This is a genomic window from Parashewanella curva, from assembly GCF_003675895.1.
GTDB lineage: Bacteria > Pseudomonadota > Gammaproteobacteria > Enterobacterales > Shewanellaceae > Parashewanella > Parashewanella curva.
The window spans coordinates 17,577-38,194 of record NZ_ML014782.1 but is presented as its reverse complement, the minus strand read 5'-3'; the positions used below and the strand labels follow the sequence as shown (position 1 = coordinate 38,194).

Sequence of the window (20,618 nt, the reverse complement as noted above, 5' to 3'; positions counted from 1 at the left end):
ATTACCGCTCTCTAATCGCTTCAGACTGATACTTCTTCAGAGGACTCAGTAAGTACTCTATGACTCTTCTCTCACCCGTTTTAATTTCAGTCGTAACACTCATTCCTGGAGCAAGTGAAGTCCAATTATCATCAATCAGAATTTTATTAGCGTCTAACTGGATACGAGTAGGAAAAACTAGTCCTAACTTTTCATCTTCCACCGCATCTTTTGATACATAAAGCACCTTGCCTTTAATTGTCCCGTACTTTGTGTAGGGAAAACTATCGATTTTGGTTTCAACGCTCTGCCCACTCACAACAAATCCAACATCTTTATTTAGCACTTTTACTTCGGCTTCTAGGTGCTGATTTTGAGGGACAATCACCATCAGCGCTTGCGCTTCTGTTACAACGCCACCTAATGTATGAACAGTAAGTTGCTGTACTACACCATCAACAGGCGAAATAATTGAGGTAGCTCGGTGGTGTTCCTTGGCCTTGATTAGTTCTTGTTTTGCCTGCGAGAGGTTTATTTGTATTTGCCCTAACTGTTCATAATATTCTCGTTGCTTCTGTGCCGATAAATTTTGCTTTTGCTGAGTTAAACTACTTTTCTTCGCGGTTAGTACTTTTAGTTGGGACGTGATCCCACTGATAGCACGCTCCGTTTCTAATAGTTCTTTCTCTCTTTCCAAAAACTCAACACGAGAAATCGCTTGGCTTGAGGCAAGCATTTTGCTTGCTTCAACTCTTGATGAAATGTTTTGTTTAAGGTTATTCAAAGAGCGGAGATCTGTTTTATTTGCAGCTAACTCTTGCTCTGTCACTTCAATTTCTGCATTTATACTTTTAAGCATCGATTGATATTCATTGAACTGACTTTTCAAGAAGGCAAGTGTTGTACTTCGCGCCGCTTTAGCAACGCCTTCAGGTGCTACGAAATTTAAAGTAGGGTCAGTTGTTAATAATGCTTTAAGTCTGGCCTCTTCCAATAGATAGAACTCGACCTGCTTTTTTAGTTTTTGATAATCCGTATTAAGGGTAATAGGATTAAGTTTGATCAACACATCCCCTTTGTTTACTAACTGCCCATCTTTAACATTGATCTCTATTATTTCTCCTTTTTGCAGAGATTGGATCACTTTGCTATGACTCGAAATTAATACTTTCCCAGTTGCACTCGCATGTATATCTAATTTGCCAAAGATTGACCACAACAAACTGATCACAATAAATCCTGTCAAAACTAGTGCGGTTCTTCTCGCCCAAGGAGAAACTGGATTTTTTTCTATTTCTAAATAAACGGGTAAAAAGTCGTAATTTATTTTTTTGCTGCGCTTTGACAACAATTTTTTCCAAATGAGTTTCATCCTAGCACTCTGCCTTTAATTCTTGCTGTAAGCTCCAAAGCTTCTTGTATTGACTCTCGTATGACAACAGATATGAGTGATTGCCTTGCTCAGCAAGTTGACCTTGATTAATAACCATTATTTGGTCACAGTTTTTAATTGTTGATAATCGATGAGCAATGGTAATGACAGTTCTTCCCTCTGCAATCTTCGCCATATTTTTTTGAATAATTTCCTGCGATTCATCATCTAGAGCACTGGTTGCTTCATCAAAAATTAAGATTGATGGTTGTATTAATAAAGCTCTAGCTATTGCAATTCTTTGCTTTTGACCGCCAGATAAAGAGCTTCCACCTTCAGCAAGCACCGTGTCATATCCTCTAGAAAGCCTCATGATAAATTCATGAGCTCCAGCAAGTTTTGCCGCTTCAATTACTTGCTCTAAATTGGCAGACGGAAAACGCACTGAAATATTTTCACGAACAGTTTGATTGAATAGAAAGTTCTCCTGCATCACAATTCCGATGTTTTTTCTTAATTGTGATGCATCTAGAGCACTTAATGAATAACCATCAATAGCGATGTCACCGCTTTCAGCAACATACAGCTTTTGAATTAGTCGACTAATTGTGCTTTTCCCTGAGCCAGACGCTCCGACAATCCCAATTGACTGACCTGATTTTATTTCAAAAGATAAGCTGTCAATAACCAATGGGGATTGTGGCTGATATCGAAAACAAATATTTTTGAATTGGATATTGCCTTTTAGCTCGACTGGTAACATCTTTTGCTCTTGTTCTACTTCAGTCGGCAGGTTAACAACTTCGGCCAGATTATCTACAGCCACTCTAGCCTGAATAAATTCCTGCCAAAGTTCAATAAGCTTCGAAATTGGCTGATTGATATGGCTCACCATCATATTAAACGCAACTAGCTGACCAATTGTCATTTCTAATGAAATAACATCCATTGCACCAAACCAAATTATTAATGCTGAAATAACTTTTTGAATAAGGGTGACACTTTGATTTGTCGCCGCTTGCAACGATTGCCTTTTAAAATTAGCAGTTACCAATTCCTCTGTTTGGCCTTCCCATTTGACATTGAATGATGGCTCAACGGCTAAACTTTTAACGGTTTCAACCCCTCTAACCGATTCAGTTAAAAAAGCAATATTTTTTGCCCCGCATGCAAACTGCTTTTCGATGCGTTTTTTTAGCAAAGGAGAAGTTACATAACCAATCAAAAAATAGATGGGGAATGATGCAAGAACAATGCTTGTTAAAAACGGGGATAGATAGAACATAACACCAATAAAAACAAACAAAAAGCTCACATCGACTAATAAAGTGAGGGCAGAGCTCGTGATCAAATTTCGAATAGAGTCTAGTTCCCTAACCCGAGTAACTATCGCGCCAACCTGCCTCGATTTAAAATAGGCTAAAGGTAACTTGACTAAATGGTTTAATAACTTGGAGCCAAGCTTTAAGTCAATTTTTGTGGTTGTTTGGGCAAGTAAATATTCTCTAAGCCCTTTTAAAATAACTTCAAATAATCCAACAATGACTAAAACAAAGACTAAAACATCCAGTGTTGATAGTGCATTGTGAACTAATACCTTATCCATCACCACTTGGAAAAATAGCGGCAAGATCAAGGCTAACACTTGCAGAAACAAGGAAAAAATTATGATTTCGCTAAGAACACTTTTATGCTTTAAAAACTCCGGTACAAACCATGTTATATCAAAACTAAAGGCTTTAGTTTCTATCGTTATTACATAACCTGTCGCATCGGCAATTAACTCCTCAACGGTAATGACTTGTGGAGCAATCTCATCAGCTCTTTGAACTAGTGCTTTTCCTTCAGAGATACCCGCCAATATCGAAAAGCTTCCGTCAAGCCTTTCATATGAGATTGGAGCTTTTAGGGTATTTAACTTTGAGAAACTCAACTTTTTTAGACGAGCTTTAACCTTATGGCTTTTTGAAACAACACTGAGGTAACTTTTTAAACTCTTTTTATCTATCTCTGTACTGCTAAAAGCAATATCACTTTCTATTTTAGAAAGTCTTAACAGTGTTCTGGTGCAGAATAAAACACTATCGATTATGTGATTTTTATTATTGGATAACATCAATGTACAACTAGAAAACAGTCCATTAAAAGAACAGATCTACCTACATGTAGATCTGTCCACTACTTTGTTTATCTATCTTTAATATTTCACTAAAAAGATATTGGGCTTTTTTGAGGTAGCTTATGATTTGAAGCGCTATCTTAGCGGGAAAATCAAGCAAATAAACGCTAATAAATAATCCCCGCAGCTAGCTGGGGGGAATTGCCCCCTAAGAGATTAAATTAGCCTGATTATATCTTCTTACTATCCCAAACTAGGCAATATACATTCAAATTTAGCAAGATAAAATTTAACACGTATCGATACAATTAACCACTTTTTAATAACTTATAAGCATCATTTAAATAACTCTTAGCCTACTTCCAACACAATACTCTTCGCAAAAGCCAAAACATAGAACTTAAACTTAGGTTGATATGTTTCACATGAATAAAAAGGGAACTGTAGATTTCTTCTTAGTCCACCAAGGCAGTGATGTCTAACGTGTAAAATTCAACATCAACTCGGAAAATGGTAACCATGGTAAATAATCCTCCCCAAATTACCATTACATTGTTTTATAATGAATTTTATCTCAGCTATAAAGTTACAAATCTAAACAAATTTACTCACCAAAATTACCTTTTAGCAATTTCTCTACTCAACAAGTTTGATATGCCATTTTGTTATGTTGCATTACGTTGCATTACGTTGCATTTCGAAGTGTTTTTGCTTTAAAGCATTTACAGCCCTGCCTTGCCATGCAATCTTGCTAGCACGCCATTTTTATCTTGATGCTTCATGGATATGAGGTGTCTTTCATAAACAACTCTAGCCCTAGTTTTGGGCATATGCTTGGAGTAGACAATGAAAGTAAATTCACTCAACACAACTGCTACAAATTCGATTTCATCAAGCAGACTTAGGGCGCTGGTCGCCCATCTTTTTTTATTCTCTATTTTGCTACTGGTTCCCGAACTCGCCTTTGCCGATCCAATTTCTGAAGGCGTCGATTGGGTAATGCAACTTCTTACCAATGGTATTGCTCGCAGTGCTGCGATTATCGGGATTGCCATTTTGGGCTATCTGGCATGGTTCGGCCGCATTACTGGCGAGACTTGCGGTAAGTATATTGCCGGAATTGTATTGGTCTTTGGTGGCTCGACTATTGTCGATTTAATCATTTCAGCTGTTAAGTAGAAGGAAGAGCTACTATGTCTTCTACTGACTTTCGTGATCCTTTATTTGTGGCTGTCACTCGTCCTGCGATGAAATGGGGCGTGACTTTGGATGGTATTATCATTGCGGCTTCAATGGTCACAGTGCTGATGATAGCCACTAAAAATCCATTTATTTTACTGCTGTACTTTCCTTTCCATGCGCTCATGTATTCATTGTGCCAGCGTGATCCTCTGATGTTTCGATTGCTCAAGCTTTGGATGAACACTAAAGCTAAATCCGTATATTGGCGATGCTTGGGCTACGCCAGTGCCAGCCCTGTTGTTAATACCCGCATTAAGGAGAGAATGCTATGAGTGCTATAGCCATCGAAAAGCTCACTAAGCAGTGGCAGAAAGAAAATTCAGTTGACGAGTTTATTCCTTATCAAACGCACGTAGACGAACACACCATCAAAACTCATAGCGGCGATTATTTGCAGTTCATCAAGCTGCAAGGTGTGGCGCATGAGTCGGCTGAACCTGAGCAAGTGAACTTATGGAAAGAGCAATTCAATTTGATGCTACGTAACATCGCCAGCCCTCATGTGTGTTTATGGACACATCTTATTCGTCGTGAATCCAAGATTGTTCCAAAAGGCGAGTTTAATTCGGAGTTTGATAAGCAGTTTAATCAGAAATATATCAATAAAATTTGCCAAAGCCAGTTAATGGTCAATGAGCTTTACCTAACCGTTATCTACCGTGATGCCAATGTGCCGCTTAAATCAAAGCTAAAGATAAAATCTCCTACAGTGAAGCAATTTCTTACTGAGCAAAAACAAGCTATATCAGCGTTAAATGATGTCGTTAGTACGGTTTTATCATCACTTGAAAGCTATCAACCTCAACGCTTAGGAATCTACACCAAGAACGATATCAATAAAGGAAAAGTGAAAGGAAAAATATTCTATAGCGAGTTACTCACACTCTTAGACTACCTGATCAATGGCGAGTGGCAACCCAGAGCTATTACCACTACTGATATGTCAAAATCATTGCCCAGAGCAAGGCCATTATTTTCTGATAACACCTTCGCCCTGAAAGGCATTACGCAAACCCGTTTAGGCGCGTGTTTAAGTATTAAGGAGTACCCTGAACACACCGAAGTGGGTTTGCTTAATACCCTTTTATCAGCACCTTTTGAATTGGTGTTAACCCAAAGCTTTCAGTTTTTATCGAAACCTGTGGCAACCGAGATTTTACTGCGCCAACAAAAACGCCTAACAGCTACAGGGGACTATGCTCATTCCCAAGTGGATGCCATTGATATTGGTCTTGATGATTTAACCGCTGGGCGCATGGTTTATGGTGAACATCATTTAGTGTTAACCGTATTGACTAACACAACAGAAGCACTTGATAAGCATCTATCGGCACTAAAGTCTGAGCTCGCCGACCAAGCCATTATTCTCACCCGAGATGATTTATCGATTCAATCAGCGTTCTACTCACAGCTTCCTGCAAACAGCCGCTTTCGTCCTCGTCCAGCTCGTATTTCTTCTCGTAACTTTGCTGGATTTTGCAGTTTACATAATTATCCATCCGGACAAGTTTTCGGCAATCAATGGGGCGATGCAGTTACAGTATTACAAACGGCTTCTGGTAGCCCCTATTACTTTAATTTCCATGAGTCTAATACGCATAACCAAGTCCTTCAGGCTCATGTAAATCGTGAAACGGGTAAGGATGACAAGCTCAAGGATGAGCATCACGCTTTAGGTAACACCTTAATCATTGGGGCTTCTGGCTCTGGTAAAACTGTGCTGCAAGGCTTCTTGATTTCTCAAAGTAAGAAGTATCAGCCAACTCAAATCATTTTCGATAAAGACCGTGGGTTAGAAATCTACGTTCGTGCTACCCAAGGTTTATACCTTCCATTGCAAATAGGTAAGCCCACAGGTTTTAATCCGTTTCAGTTAGAACCCACAACCGACAATATTTTGTTTATCACTTCATTAGTCGCCAAACTTTGCGGTGGTGAGCTACCGCATCAACATCAACAAGATTTGGCTGATGCGGTTAAAGGCGTAATGAGTTTACCTAAACCGCAACGCCGTTTAAGTCGCTGTTTGGAATTTCTTGATCCGGTTGACCCAAATGGTTGTAGCTCAAGGCTACAAAAGTGGTGTCTTGGCGGTGAACTATCCTGGGTTTTGGATAATGAAATTGATGAGCTATTTATTGCTAATCAAACCTTGTTTGGCTTTGATGTAACGGAATTTTTGGATATTGAAGAGATCCGCACACCGATTGTCATGTATCTGTTTTATCGAATTGAAAAGCTGATTGATGGTCGCAAGTTGCAGATCTTTATGGATGAATTTTGGAAGTTACTGGCCGACGAATACTTTGAGGATTTAGCCCAAAACAAACAGAAAGTGATTCGTAAACAAAACGGCATTATGGTGTATGGCACTCAATCAGTCAGGGACGTGCTGAACTCAGCCATTGCTCATACCCTGATTGAGCAATGCGCCACTCTAATTTTAATGCCCAATCCCAAAGCTCGACGTGATGATTACATCAATGGTCTTCATCTGACTGAACGTGAATTTGAGCTTATTAGCACTGAACTGCAACCCATTTCTCGCCAATTCATCATTAAACAAGGTCATGAAAGTGTTGTCGCTAAATTAGATTTAAATGGCTTTGATGATGAACTGGCGGTGATCTCAGGCACCACAGACAAAGTGAACCTGATGTACAGAATTGTGGAAACGGCTGGCAGTGATCCCAAAGACTGGCTACCTGAATACTTCAATGCCTTGCATGATCAGCGAGGTGAAGCATGAAACGATTATTGATACTAACAATGCTTTCACTGTCATTACCCAGCTTGGCTTTCCCTGTGATTGACATTGCTAACCTGCATCAAAAGATCATTGAAATACGTCATTTATTGGAAGAAATCGACACGCTCAAACAACAGCTTGATACTGCGAAACGCCAGCTCAGTAGCATCAACGGTATCACTGGAATGAGCGATGCCATTGATTCTGTTTACGATATAGCAGTCAAAGTCGATCCCAACCTTACTCTCAAACAACAAGGCTTACATAACGGCGAGTGGCTAAAACTTGGCGGTGACAGCGCAAGTTTGTTCGATGACATAAATCGTTATCGTGGACGTTGGTTAGGTCAAACCCAATTATCGCTGCAAGAAACTCAAGTGAGATATGACCAATTAACAAGGCTTATCAACAAGATCAGTCAAGCACCAAAACAAAAAGACATTCAAGATTTACAAGCCCGAATTCAAGCCGAAAACGCCATGCTTGCCAACGAACAAGCCAAATTGCAGCTAATGAAAGCTCAAGCACAAGCAAGTGATGCATTAGCACAGCAACGTATCACTCAAATGGCCATTGAATCGGCTGGCGAGTTGCACCCAATAAATGTGAATTGGAACTAACCTACCAAGGATGGCAGATCACTCAACTCTAACACCAATGAGGACTCTGCATGAAACTTATCAATATCCTATTAATTTCAAGCCTGTTTTGTGTCATGACAGGCTGTTCAAAAATGAGTAGTCACCATAGCCTGCAAAACCAAACTCACGATGTGGCATGGTTTAAACAGCATCAAAAAATTCTGATGCAAACTCTAACTCAATGCAGCAACAATCCTGCTAAGTATCGCAATCATCCTGAGTGCATCAATGCTCAACAAGCCGCAAATGACATTGTAGCTGGTGATCCAGTTCCACTACCTGCAGATATGGCTCATCCCAAAGAGTAATCAAGATGGCGGCTACCAGTAACCTGTATCGCAGTATTTTCAGCTTGGTGGATCAAGCGCTGCACAACTATGTTCAGCAAGGTTCGGCAAGGCTGATCCAATACCTGATCCCCGTGTTTACCAGCATGATGATTTTGTGGGTAGTGATCTGGGGCTATTCGATGATGTTTGGTCGCAGTCAGGAACCTCTACAAGAAGGCTTTTTTCGTATCATTCGGATTGGTTTCATTCTGACTTTGGGATTAACCGTTGGTCACTACAACCAAACCGTAGTGCGCTTTTTAAGTGAAACACCACAGTTTTTAGCAGCGGTTGTGTCTGACACCAAAACCCAAAATGCAGCGCAGCTATTAGATCACCTATTCGGCCAAATCCTCATCCTTGCCGATAATGCATGGAGACAAGGTGGGGTGATGAATGGCAACTTTGGCATGTATATTTTGGCAATGGGGATATTAACCATTGGTGGTTGCCTGACCTTACTAGTGGCCTTCTTTATTTTACTCAGCAAAGTCATGGTCAGTGTGTTGTTGGCCATCGGTCCGGCCTTCTTTGTGCTGCTTCTATTTCAAGCCACTCAACGCTTCTTTGAAAGCTGGTTGGGAATGGTACTCAACTTTGGTTTTATCTTGTTACTGGGGGTGTCGTCTGGGCAGCTGATGACTGCAGTGGCGTCCAAGTATCTGGCGCAAATATCTCATAACCATGCCGCTTTAACCACGTTAAGCGACAGCTCGATGCTGTGCATCGTCATGGGTCTGTGCATTTTAGTGATGAAACAAATTCCTGCAATGGCCTCAGCCCTTGGTGGTGGTGTGGCGATTGCCGCTCATGGGGCGATTTCAAACAGTCTTCATGCTATGCGTCCAACAACCTTACGACATCAATATCGAACTTTAAGACGAGATTTGAATTACACAGGTCAAGCCTTATCTGCACCAATAAAGCCTGTTGGTTCAGGGTATCGGGCTTATCAACAACGCTTTGGTGGTAACAGCATTTCAGGAGAAAGCGAACAATGAAAAAATTTCTATCTCTGTGCTTCATCCTATTTCTCACTCATTGCTCAAGTTTGCCCAAACCACCGCATTGTAAAGACGATGGTAAAGGACTAAAACCTGTGAACACTCAGCCTATTGTTATCAAACCTATTGAGGTACGTCATGGCTGAACTTGAGCAGCAACTAACCGATAAGCAGCTACTTCAAAAATACTTTGCTGAAGCCAGAGGTTGGGACGCTGAGCTGAATGTCAAAATCAAACAATCTGAGCAACGTGCTTGGAAATGCTGTTTGTTACTGGCTCTACTTACTTCACTTTTGGCTATCAGCCTTATTACTTTAATGCCGCTAAAATCCATCGAACCTTTTGTTATTCGAGTTGATAACAACACAGGCTTTGTAGATGTGGTTTCCAGCTTAGCCAGCAAAGGACAAATCAAACAAAAAGCTCAAGAAGTATTGGATAAATATTTCTTAGCGCAATACCTGCGCCATCGAGAAGGCTACCAGTGGCAAACCCGAAGTTATGACAGAAAGCTTATCGGGCTTATGTCCGATGAAAACGTCCAACAAGATTACGGCTTACAAACCGATCCTAAATCCAACTCAAATGCACCGATCAATCTCTATGGTCAATCAGCGCAAGTGCTGATCAAAGTGAATGCCATCAGTTTTATTGGACACGACAAGAATAATGGTGAGCAAACCACTACCGCTTTAGTCCGTTATACCAAGCAAGTTAAACAAGTCGGTGAAGATCATCCTTTAACTCATTGGGTTGCCACCATCATCTTCACTTACCGTAATGCCCCTATGTCGGTAGCTGATAGGCAACTTAATCCGCTTGGTTTTCAAGTGCTGAGTTATCGCAATGATCAAGCCACGGGAGGGGATTAAGATGAGAAAACTATCTACCTTCCATCGTCGCACCTGCGAAGGCAGGTGCCTAGTGCCTTTAAGACTGAATATAAGTAAAAGTCGCTGGATGCCTGCCTTCTCAGGCATGACGTTAATGCTGTTTTCTTCTACTTCATTTGCTATAGAAACGCCCCATATTGGCCACTTTGACCGACGAGTTCGCCATATCAATTTTAATCCTCAGCAAGTGGTGAAGTTAGTCGGTCATTATGGTTTTGCGACCGATATTGCTTTTGGCAGCGGGGAGTCCATCAAACAAATTGCGATGGGTGACAGTGCTGCTTGGAGTGTCACGCCCGTTGATAACCACATCTTTATCAAACCTAAAGCACAGCAAGCTATCACCAATATGACAGTACTGACTAATCGCCATGTGTATCAATTTGAGTTAAATGCGTCACTGCTCAAAAACACTTACCAAGCCACAAGCCGAAGCATGATGTTTGCGATAGATTTTATCTATCCTGATGATCTTAAAGCTCAGCTACACCTACAAAATCAACAACAGTTACTTGACGATCAACTTAATCGTCACATCACGCCACAGGTGAACAATCAAAACTATTTCTATAAAGGCAATAAAGCCATTCTGCCTGTAACAGCCTTTGATGATGGCCGCTTTACTTACCTCAAATTTAATCCAAAACAAGACTTACCAGCGGCGTATACCGTCAACAGCGATAACAGCGAAAGCTTAGTGAATAGCCATATTAATCCAGATTTTCCCAACACCATAGTGATCAGGCGAGTGGTTAGAAGGCTGGTACTAAGACAAGGTCAACTGGTCTTGTGCTTGTTTAACCAATCCTTTGATGCAGAGCAGCCAGCAAGCTATCAAAAAACACAGTTCCCACAAGTGCAGCGAATTGCTAAAAGGCGTGGAGGTTCGCATGGCTGAGCAACACACTAACCAAGAACCAGAACTTTCCAGCACCCCTGTTCCAGAACTGGGTAATCGAGTTAACAGCAACTCATGGTTGACTAAAGCGGTTATGATCATTATTGCTGGATTAATGATTGTGCTGTTAGTCGCTATCAATGGTGGTTTTAGTCACGCAAAGTCTGATACCAGCTCAGCCCAACATCATTACACCATTGCCGATCATCTCGGTGCGCCACCTGAGCCTGATATGCACTCAAAACCCACTAAAACCACAGCATCGACTTCAAATAAAAGCTCAATCATTCATACAGGGCAATTGGATGAACCGAACTCTCCGCAATTTGGTCATTTAGCTCGTTTAAGCGGTCAGAAGAAAACACTGACACCGCAACAACGTAAGCAGTTAGATGGTTTATTGGTGCTGAATAACGGTTCACAGCAAGAGACTCAAAACCAAATTCAACAACAAGATCCCTTACCAGACATAAACCAAGCGCAACCAGATAAACATTCTCTAAACCAACAGCTGCAAGCCACCAAAATTCAAGGCAGTATCGCCAGTCGAATCATTGATCCTAACTTGTTTATCACTAAAGGGGCTTTTCTCGACTGCATTTTAGAAACAGCCATCAGCAGTGATGTGGCTGGTATGACTCGTTGCCAACTAAGTCGAGATATCTACTCCACCAATGGCAAGGTGCTGTTATTGGAAAAAGGCAGTCATATTGTCGGTGAGTATCAAGCCGGATTAGAACAAGGACAAGGACAAGCTCGAATTTTTGTATTGTGGGATCGCATAGAAACCCCTACGGGTGTGATTTTAGATTTAGCTTCACCGGGAACCGATAGCCTTGGGCGCAGTGGTCACAGTGGTTATGTTGACGGTCATTTTGGTCAGCGATTTGGCAGTGCCATGTTACTCAGTCTGATTGGTGATGTTGGCACCTATTACGCCAATAAATCCAAAGGAAATACCAATAAAATCCAATTCGGTGACACCATTGGCGGCACAAAAGATCTCGCTTCTATTGCACTTCAAGACTCGATTCATATCAAACCGACTTTGTATAAAAACCAAGGCGAACACATCAATGTGTTTGTGGCAAGAGACTTAGATTTTAGGAGCGTTTATGAGCTTAAACTTAGCCAGTGAAGTTGCACTTGAAGAGCCAATTGAACCCAATCGTGCTGTTGCTTTAAACGAGCATCTTAACGTGCTCAACTTTTATTTATATCCACCACAGATCACGGAAGTAGTGATCAATAAGCCATTGCAAGTGCTAACGGAAAGAGAAAGTGGCTGGAAACAACATAAAGTTAAATCACTGACCTTAGAATACTGCCAACGCTTAAGTAAGTTAATTGCAACTTATTCAGGACAAAAGCTGGATGCGGCACATCCAATACTATCCGCCACTTTGCCTGATGGTGAGCGAGTACAAATTGCCATTCCTCCAGTTACTCCAGTAGGTAAGATCAGCATTACCATCCGCAAGCCGTCCAAATCCGTGTTTACCTTGGACGAATATCAACGACAGGGATATTTTTCACAACAAAGCCCAGTTAATGGCAGTCAGCCTGAAACTGATGCCCAGCTGTTGGCCTTTAAGCAAGATGGTGATATTTCCGCTTTCTTAAAACTCGCCATCAAGCTTCGAAAAAACATTATCGTTTCAGGTGCAACAGGCTCAGGTAAAACCACATTTTTACGTTCCTTACTTCAACAAATCCCAGATTCAGAGCGATTAATATCCATTGAAAATGTCGATGAGCTGCAACTTTATAACACCCATTCCAATACCGTCAGTTTGTTCTATTCAGCAGGCAATCAAGGCATCGCCAATATCACCCAAAAGCAGCTGTTAGAAGCCAGCCTGCGGATGAAGCCTGACCGAGTGTTTGTGGCTGAACTTATTCGTGGTGATGAAGCCTTTTACTTTCTGCGTAATATCAATTCAGGGCATCCGGGTAGCATTACCACCATGCACGCTGGTAGCCCAAAGCTGGCATTAGAGCAGTTGATGTTACTGCTAAAAGAAAGCCAAGCAGGTTCATCATTATCCAGAGAGGAGATTAAGTATCTTTTGAATTTGTGCGTCGATGTGATTGTGCAGCTGCAAGTGGTCAATGGCAGGCGTTTTGTCAGTGAAGTCTTCTTTAACTCAAAGTCAGTGGAAGCAGAATGAACAAGCGTGGCTGGTTAATATCATCAAGCATCATTACCTTCCTTATCGCAAGCCTGTGGCTTAGCGGTGCATTGTTCTTGTGGTTTGCCAACCTCGATGTAAAACAATCCAGCCCGATAACCGTCTTCAAATACGCTTACTATTTTGGCCATCAACGTATCACTCAGTTTTATCTCATTCTGTCCGTTACCATTGGCTTTGCACCTGTTATCGCTTTTATCGCCAAGAAGCTTAAAACAAAAAAGCAGTCACTCTACGGTGATGCCAAATTTGCCGATACCAAACAGATCAAACAGGCTGGCCTACTGGCTAAATCTGGCATCGTCGTTGGCAAAAAACGCTTTGGATTATCTGAGCAATATCTACAGTTTTCAGGTCAGCAGCATGTATTAATGTCTGCACCGACTCGCAGTGGTAAAGGTGTTGGGGTGGTTATTCCCAACTTACTTAGCTGGCAAGATTCAGTGGTAGTGTTGGATATCAAACAAGAGAATTGGCACATCAGCGCAGGTTTTCGTCACGCTCACGGTCAGCAATGTTTCTTGTTAAACCTCGCTCCAAGAAACTACCAAAGTCATCGCTGGAATCCACTGTATTACATTTCTAATGATCCAAGCTTTCGCATTAACGATATTCAAAAAATCGGACAAATGCTGTTTCCTAATATCGATAACGAAGCTCCGGTTTGGCAAGCTTCTGCTCGTTCTTTATGGCTAGGCTTGGTGTTGTATCTGATTGAATCGCCACCTTTACCTGTAACCATGGGAGAAGTGTTAAGACTGCTCACTCAAGGTGATGAATACCTAGCACAACAATTGGAGTTGAGATTGGATTCTAATGTTAGTTTATCCAACCAATGCCTGTTAGCCCTAAAAGAATACCTCGACACACCAGAGCGTACTCGTGGTTCAGTGCGGAAAAGTTTCACTTCAGCTTTAGAGCTGTTTTACAACCCTGTGATAGATGCGGTAACTGCAGGTAATGACTTTGACTTACGCCAAATTCGTCAGCAAAAGATGTCGATTTATGTCGGCGTTACCCCTGATGATTTAAGCCGATTATCGCCACTGGTTAATCTGTTCTTTCAACAGCTGATTGATCTTAATACCAGAGAGCTGCCTGAGCAAAACCCACAGCTTAAATACCAAGTGTTATTGCTACTCGATGAATTTGCCGCCATTGGCAAAGTTGGCATTTTAAGCAAAGGGATTAGCTATGTAGCAGGCTACGGCTTGCGCCTACTCACCATCATTCAATCGCCTGCCCAGCTTCGTGAAATCTACGGTCACGATGGCGCTGAAACCTTAGTGGATAACCATGCATTGCAAATCGTTTTTGCACCGAAAAATCCCAAAGTTGCTAGAGAAATCTCAGATAGCCTAGGCACATCCACCATCAACAACCGAAGTCGTAGCCGACAGCTATCGGGCAAAGGCGGAAAAAGTGAGAGTGTGAGCGATCACGGACGAGCTTTAATGCTGCCACAAGAGCTGATGCAAATGGGCGCTGATAATGCCATCTTACTCCTTGAAAACTGCCCTCCTGTGAAATGCCAAAAGCTACGTTGGTATCAAGACAAACAGCTAAGTATTCGTGGTAATCATCCAGATAAAAATTACTACGCAACACCAAACATTCCCAAGGTCACGCCCAAACAGCATTCAATCATCATTACTCAAATTCGCTGTGCTGAGGATGGCGATACAACAAGTGTTGAGCAATCTGAAGCTGACAATAGTGCTGCAGAGCAACCGAGCCAAGCCGAACTCAAACCTATACCTGAATCCAAACCACAAAAAACCGCCATGAACGACTTGGTTACTGATTTCAAAAACGTAGTGGGAGATGAAAATTATGAGTAACGAACAATTGAAGCACAAAACCTATCTGGCCGTGGGTTATGACGATAGAGCGCAAGCCCAACGAGAAATCGGCAGACTCAGTAATGGTGTTTCGGCTATCAGCTTTGATGGTGAACAAGGCTTGTGGTTCGCCAAAGCGGGCACTGATAAACGCAAAGTTCAACCTTGGCTGCCCGATCCCAATATGATGAAACAGCACAGCGATACTGATCCTCTGCTTGAATTTAACAATGTGCTGGAAACCGCAGGCTTTTTACTGAAAGAGCCACCTATGATGGATGGGCAAATTCATCGGGTAGCGACACAGGACGATAAACGAGGTCAAAAGAGTGGTGTCTATGCAGTGTTTAATGATGGTCACCCTGTTGGCTGGTATCAAGACCACCGCAATCACAGTGAGCCACAAAAATGGCATGCCAGCTTTGAGCAGGCCGATCCGACAGCAAGACTCCACCAAAAAGCGCATATGGCCAATATTCGTTACCAAAGAGAGCAAAGCCTTAATCAAAAGCAGCAACATCACGCCAAACGCTGCGCTCAATTATATCGACAGCTGCCAAACGCAAACTCTGGTCAAGGCTATTTGAGTCGCAAAGGCGTACAAGCTTATCCTGGTGTTTGTCAGGACAAGGAAGGCCGTTTGGTAATCCCGCTTTATGACACTGAACAGAGTATTCATAGTCTTCAGCGGATCAGCACTAATGACTTCAAGTGCCTTAAAAAAGGCGCACAAAAGTCAGGTCACTTCTTTGTGGTAGGCGATAGGCCACTAAACGCTAATGAACCCATTCTCTACGCTGAAGGCTACTCAACAGCAGCGAGTATTGCGGAAGCTACAGGTCGCAGCGTAGTGATGACGGTCGACGCAGGTAACATGCCTAAAGTCGCCGAAAAGATCAGTGCCAAGTATCCCATTGCCAAACATCTGTTCCTTGCTGATAATGATCATAAAAACCAAATCAATAAAGGCATACAAAAAGCCAGAGAAGCTGCCAACCTAGTTGGCGGTCATTGGCTAACACCTAAATTTTCTACTGAGCAAATTCAACATGGATTAAGCGACTTTAATGACCTACATATGAGCAACAGTGTATTCAGGGTAAAAAAACAAATCGAAAGTTATATTGAACGCTGCTGGCCAGAGCTAAAGTACCAAAAACCAGAACGATTACAGCCACCGCTTAATAGCATTATGCCTGTAAGCCCAACGATCAAAACCATAGCTGTAAAGCAGCATAAGCCTCAGTATGAACAAGTAAAAGCACCAGAAGCTGAATTAAAGACAAAGCCAGATAATCCGACACACCCTCCGAAACCAAACAAGGAACAACCTGAAAAAGAAACAACAAAAATGCCGATGCCTAAGCATTTGTATATGCGCTATACCTCTGCTAACGGTAAAAGTTATTTTCCAAATCGAAATTCGGCAGCACTGGCCTTTATCGACAAAGGCAACAAGCTCCAAACACGACTTGAACACAGCAAAATCATTATGGATTTATTAGCGATTGCCGAGCATCGAGGCTGGCAACAAATCAAACTTAGGGGCAGTCAGAACTTTAAACGTGAAGCATGGCTGCAAGCCAAAATCAAAGGCATGGAAGTCACAGGTTACAAACCTCAACCCTTGGATTATCAACGTTTGGCACAGCAAGTGGTCAATATAGACAAGCAATCTCAACAAATTCAAACTGTAAAGCCTCAAGCTCAACCAACCTCTTCACCACCAAAGCAGCAAGCTTCTACGCAAGCTAAACCACAATCCGCATTAGAGCGATTTAAGCAAAGGTTTACTCCACAAAATTCAATTGCCAAATCCCGTTTTACACAAAATAAGGAAACCCACTATGAACACCAACTCGAACGCTAGACTCGATGAAAATTTAGTTCTACTCAACAAACCTCAGAAAGTTGTTGAAGTAACAGCAGCCGAAGCCGAGGAATTGGGTGCATTTGAGGAAGATGCGCTATCCGAACAAGACGCATGGGAAGCAACAGAAGTTGATACTGATTAGGAGTAAACCATGTCGCAATCATCAACCAAGAACAAAGTCCCGTATCATGAACAAATAGCCAACAAACTGATTGAACAACTCAAACAAGGGACTGCACCGTGGCAATTACCGTGGAAGTCGGGCGAACCAAGAATGCCACACAATCCAGTTAGCGGAACTAAATACAAAGGCTCAAATGCGATATGGTTAGCCATGCAAGGTCGTGAAGATCCAAGGAGGATGACCTTTAAGCAAGCAAACAGCCTTGATGCCAAGGTGATGAAAGGGCAACACGGCACCATAGTCCAATATTGGAAGCTGTTCGACAAGGTAGATAAAACCGACAACAACGGCAAGAAGATCTTAAGTGCTGACGGTAAGCCACTAAAACAAACCGTTAAGTTAGAAAGGCCAAGAGTATTCAGTGCTGTGGTTTGCAATGCAGCCCAGATAGAAGGCTTACCAGAGCTGGAAATCAAAACAGAACCCGACTGGCAACGTCACCAACGAGCTGAGAAAATACTGAATAATGTCGGTGTGGCTATTCATCATGATCAGTTCGATAACGCATATTACAGCCCTTCAACCGATAGCATTCATTTACCTGCCAAAGCTCAATTCGAAACAGCAGACCGCTATCTGGCGACCATTTTTCATGAAACAGCCCATAGCACAGGCCACTCCAGCCGATTAGCTAGAGATATGACAGGCCGCTTCGGTGACGAGTCCTATGCCAAAGAAGAACTCAGAGCCGAAATAGCCTCACTCATGATCGGTGATGAACTTCAAATCGGCCATGATTTCGGGCAGCATGCTGCTTATGTTGATGCGTGGATTAAAGTCTTACAAGATGATCCCAAAGAAATCCTAAGAACCTCAAGAGATGCAGAGAAAATTCAGCAGTTTTTGATGAGGTTGGAGTATGAAAAAAATGCTAGTAAAACGGTAACAACCAGAGATAATAAAAAAAATAATGTTCTTATCAAAGAGACAAAGCATGCACAACATATTGAATCTGAATTTGGTTGAATTTCAATCTAAATTTAAACGTGTTTTAAATCAAACTTCAATCATGTGATTTAATCTCTTAGGGTTCAGTTCCCCGCAGATTGCTGTGGAGAGTATTTATTTTAATCTCGTATGTATGGCTTTAATACGAAAAGATGTAGCATATTTCCATCAATTAAATCCACAGTAAATGTTAAAACCTAGTGATCTTTATCTAAAAAATAGACTTAATCAACATATTAAATTTTATTTAATTATCAATGGTTTGGTCTTTCGTTTTTTATTATTTTTGGTTGACAATGCAATCCCTCCAGCATATTCACCATTTTTCATTGAATTTAAATACAAAACAAAAATTTTAGAATAACTTTGACAACGAACTTGTTCTATCATTTTTTCACTTTCTTTGAATGAGGACATTTTTTCAAATTTAATAGCAATAAAACGAATTAACACTCTAGATTTTTCGTCAACAACATCAATACATTGATAATGCTGAGGATCTATATGAAACTTTACATCAGTAAATATTAATTTAAACTCATCATAGAGTTTTAATTGATCAGAGACATTAAAGCGATATAACTGGCTGATAATCGGTCTAGAATTTACTCCAAGACTATGTTCAATTTCTGCAATTAATTTTTTCCAGTATGGTGAAATCTCAAATCTCGGTTTTTCTAATTTTGAACTTGTAAGGGCTGATGACTTATATCTATCTATACTTTCACTATATCCTTCAAATTTAACTTTTTTTCCTTGATACTTACTAAAATCAATGTCGAATCTATTCAATAAATAATATCCTAGTAAATCAACTTCATCTCCTATGTAATCTACATTTGATTCTAATTTTAACCTTTGTAGTAAATAGTCAAGTCTTTCAGATTGGCTGGATAAAATATCAAACACAACCATAAGATCAGTCAAAGTAATCACAGAAATATCATTTCCTAGATCACCAGTTAGCTCTTTAAAGTTTCTAAGATTAGTATGAAGCCCACCTAGCTCTCTAAATAATACAACTAGTCTATATATTTTTCTTGTCTTCAAAGGATCTATTATGAACCGAATATCTTTAGTATCGGCTAACCTGACAATTGATTGATTTTCTATTTTATTTTTTAACTCTAAAGTTTGGTGATGAGCAGATACAATTGTATCATCCAAAAATTTTTTTAATGATAAAACACCTGAGTTTCTTACGCCTTTATTTATTCCATTCGACTTAACTTCAATAAGAATAATAATATCACCAAACTTAACTATGATATCTTTTTGATTGCTGCTCATATTATCAATGTGAAAATCATTATAAACTTCACATGATGGAAAATATTTTTTAAAAACTTCAAATGTTTTTAATTCAATATATTTAGATCTTCGTCTATTGAAGCACTCAAGTGATTTTCTTTCACCGCTAACTAGATCACCTATAATTTCCATGTAAAAGCTATTTATAGCTGTAATAGAAAACAAAACATAATTATCTTGAGATACTTTTACAAATGGTTTTAATGTTATTATGTTTTTATTGTAAACATCTTCTAGCGACATTAAATTACCATCAAAGCAGAAGGAAAGAGCATCAGCTAATTTTACTAATTCTTCTTTGTTTACCTTTGAATTTTTAGATAGTAAATTTAAATCTAGCCAATACCTATTTATTAGCCGATATAGATTTTCATCTAGTAATATCAAATTAATGAATTCATCTTCGGATAAATCATCTAGGTGATTTTCTTTCAGGTCTGAAAAAAAGTGTGTTTCACCTATATTTCTAGTGAATATATGTTTAACTATAATCGATAAGCCCTCTAAATTGTAACCTGATTGTTTATTTACATAATCACTAATAGGATTTATCATTTCACTAATTATTTCAATGGTTTCAGAGGTGTAGCTCCAGTTTCTATAGTTTTGGGCTCCTAATCGAGCAAGCTCTGCAGCCATTTTTAAATTGGTATTTTTATGTTCTATAACATCTTGTGCTCGATTGCTCACGAAGCTTTCTAGAACACAATTTGAATAATCAATAAGTTTAATTATCTGTTCACTACTTGGTAGTTGTGGTGATTTAACTTGTTTGGTTGTTAAAAATAGGTATTGAATTAATTCCAGACCAGGTTCAGTAATTTGCAATTTCTTTTTTCGAAACACGCCAGAGTAAATAGCTAGAACCCCTAAGGTCTCAATCGGTTTTAATTTTGAAATCAATCTTTTAATGCTGTTTAAATCATCCATAAATACATCATAAAATACAAGTTTTAATAAAGGTCATCCCATTAGAAATCCATAACAGAATTGACTGATTATTATTTATTTAAAATCCAGAGGTCAGGCTATTTCGTCTGAC

General features: G+C 40.4%; 18 protein-coding genes. 15 read left to right on the top strand and 3 right to left on the bottom strand.

All coding sequences use genetic code 11. From position 1 onward, the window contains the following. Nucleotide 1: 1 nt before the first annotated feature. Both D5018_RS11955 and D5018_RS11950 read right to left on the bottom strand, forming a co-directional pair. Nucleotides 2-1,351 carry an HlyD family type I secretion periplasmic adaptor subunit gene (locus D5018_RS11955; RefSeq protein WP_121839242.1) on the bottom strand — a complete coding sequence of 450 codons (1,350 nt, stop codon included), beginning with the start codon at nucleotides 1,349-1,351 and terminating at the stop codon, nucleotides 2-4. 1 nt (nucleotide 1,352) lies between these two features. Then, on the bottom strand, nucleotides 1,353-3,467 hold the full coding sequence (locus tag D5018_RS11950; RefSeq protein ID WP_121839241.1) for a type I secretion system permease/ATPase: 2,115 nt from the start codon (nucleotides 3,465-3,467) through the stop codon (nucleotides 1,353-1,355). Between the two features lie 849 nt (nucleotides 3,468-4,316). On the opposite strand from D5018_RS11950, the gene D5018_RS11945 reads away from it, so the two are divergent. The 15 genes from D5018_RS11945 to D5018_RS11880 are packed head-to-tail and all read left to right on the top strand — an operon-like array spanning nucleotide 4,317 to nucleotide 18,283. After that, nucleotides 4,317-4,649 carry a TrbC/VirB2 family protein gene (locus D5018_RS11945; RefSeq protein ID WP_121839240.1) on the top strand — a complete coding sequence of 111 codons (333 nt, stop codon included), beginning with the start codon at nucleotides 4,317-4,319 and terminating at the stop codon, nucleotides 4,647-4,649. A 14-nt stretch (nucleotides 4,650-4,663) separates the two neighbouring features. Further along, nucleotides 4,664-4,984 carry a VirB3 family type IV secretion system protein gene (locus D5018_RS11940; protein ID WP_121839239.1) on the top strand — a complete coding sequence of 107 codons (321 nt, stop codon included), beginning with the start codon at nucleotides 4,664-4,666 and terminating at the stop codon, nucleotides 4,982-4,984. Next, nucleotides 4,981-7,461 (top strand): VirB4 family type IV secretion/conjugal transfer ATPase, encoded by a 2,481-nt coding sequence (locus tag D5018_RS11935; protein WP_121839238.1) that lies wholly within the window; start codon nucleotides 4,981-4,983, stop codon nucleotides 7,459-7,461. Before D5018_RS11940 ends, D5018_RS11935 begins: the two co-directional genes overlap by 4 nt. After that, a complete protein-coding gene (locus D5018_RS11930; RefSeq protein ID WP_121839237.1) occupies nucleotides 7,458-8,081 on the top strand; it encodes a type IV secretion system protein in 624 nt (207 codons plus the stop codon). Before D5018_RS11935 ends, D5018_RS11930 begins: the two co-directional genes overlap by 4 nt. Before the next feature lie 50 nt (nucleotides 8,082-8,131). After that, nucleotides 8,132-8,410 (top strand): EexN family lipoprotein, encoded by a 279-nt coding sequence (locus tag D5018_RS11925; protein WP_121839236.1) that lies wholly within the window; start codon nucleotides 8,132-8,134, stop codon nucleotides 8,408-8,410. Between the two features lie 5 nt (nucleotides 8,411-8,415). Beyond that, nucleotides 8,416-9,432 carry a TrbL/VirB6 family protein gene (locus tag D5018_RS11920; protein WP_121839235.1) on the top strand — a complete coding sequence of 339 codons (1,017 nt, stop codon included), beginning with the start codon at nucleotides 8,416-8,418 and terminating at the stop codon, nucleotides 9,430-9,432. Next, on the top strand, nucleotides 9,429-9,581 hold the full coding sequence (locus tag D5018_RS21695; RefSeq protein WP_165905053.1) for a hypothetical protein: 153 nt from the start codon (nucleotides 9,429-9,431) through the stop codon (nucleotides 9,579-9,581). The genes D5018_RS11920 and D5018_RS21695 overlap by 4 nt, the downstream gene beginning before the upstream one ends. Beyond that, nucleotides 9,574-10,308, top strand: a complete 735-nt coding sequence (locus tag D5018_RS11915) for a VirB8 family type IV secretion system protein (RefSeq protein ID WP_121839234.1) — start codon at nucleotides 9,574-9,576, stop codon at nucleotides 10,306-10,308. The genes D5018_RS21695 and D5018_RS11915 overlap by 8 nt, the downstream gene beginning before the upstream one ends. Nucleotide 10,309: 1 nt before the next feature. Further along, a complete protein-coding gene (gene virB9, locus D5018_RS11910; protein WP_165905052.1) occupies nucleotides 10,310-11,227 on the top strand; it encodes a P-type conjugative transfer protein VirB9 in 918 nt (305 codons plus the stop codon). After that, the gene (gene virB10, locus D5018_RS11905; RefSeq protein ID WP_165905051.1) at nucleotides 11,220-12,365 is read left to right on the top strand and encodes a type IV secretion system protein VirB10; all 1,146 of its coding nucleotides are present in this window, start codon (nucleotides 11,220-11,222) and stop codon (nucleotides 12,363-12,365) included. The genes virB9 and virB10 overlap by 8 nt, the downstream gene beginning before the upstream one ends. After that, entirely contained in the window at nucleotides 12,343-13,398 is a 1,056-nt protein-coding gene (virB11, locus tag D5018_RS11900; protein ID WP_121839231.1) for a P-type DNA transfer ATPase VirB11, read from the top strand. The genes virB10 and virB11 overlap by 23 nt, the downstream gene beginning before the upstream one ends. Next, nucleotides 13,395-15,260: a type IV secretory system conjugative DNA transfer family protein gene (locus tag D5018_RS11895; RefSeq protein WP_121839230.1), complete on the top strand. Its 1,866-nt coding sequence runs from the start codon at nucleotides 13,395-13,397 to the stop codon at nucleotides 15,258-15,260. The genes virB11 and D5018_RS11895 overlap by 4 nt, the downstream gene beginning before the upstream one ends. Then, the gene (locus D5018_RS11890) at nucleotides 15,253-17,130 is read left to right on the top strand and encodes an LPD7 domain-containing protein (protein WP_121839229.1); all 1,878 of its coding nucleotides are present in this window, start codon (nucleotides 15,253-15,255) and stop codon (nucleotides 17,128-17,130) included. Before D5018_RS11895 ends, D5018_RS11890 begins: the two co-directional genes overlap by 8 nt. Then, nucleotides 17,108-17,275, top strand: coding sequence for a conjugal transfer protein TraD (locus D5018_RS11885; protein WP_121839228.1), 168 nt, complete (start codon nucleotides 17,108-17,110; stop codon nucleotides 17,273-17,275). Before D5018_RS11890 ends, D5018_RS11885 begins: the two co-directional genes overlap by 23 nt. A 9-nt stretch (nucleotides 17,276-17,284) precedes the next feature. Continuing rightward, a complete protein-coding gene (locus D5018_RS11880) occupies nucleotides 17,285-18,283 on the top strand; it encodes an ArdC family protein (protein WP_121839227.1) in 999 nt (332 codons plus the stop codon). Between the two features lie 225 nt (nucleotides 18,284-18,508). Here D5018_RS11880 and D5018_RS11875 read toward each other — a convergent pair whose 3' ends face one another. Beyond that, on the bottom strand, nucleotides 18,509-20,506 hold the full coding sequence (locus tag D5018_RS11875; RefSeq protein ID WP_121839226.1) for a hypothetical protein: 1,998 nt from the start codon (nucleotides 20,504-20,506) through the stop codon (nucleotides 18,509-18,511). Between the last annotated feature and the right edge of the window lie 112 nt (nucleotides 20,507-20,618).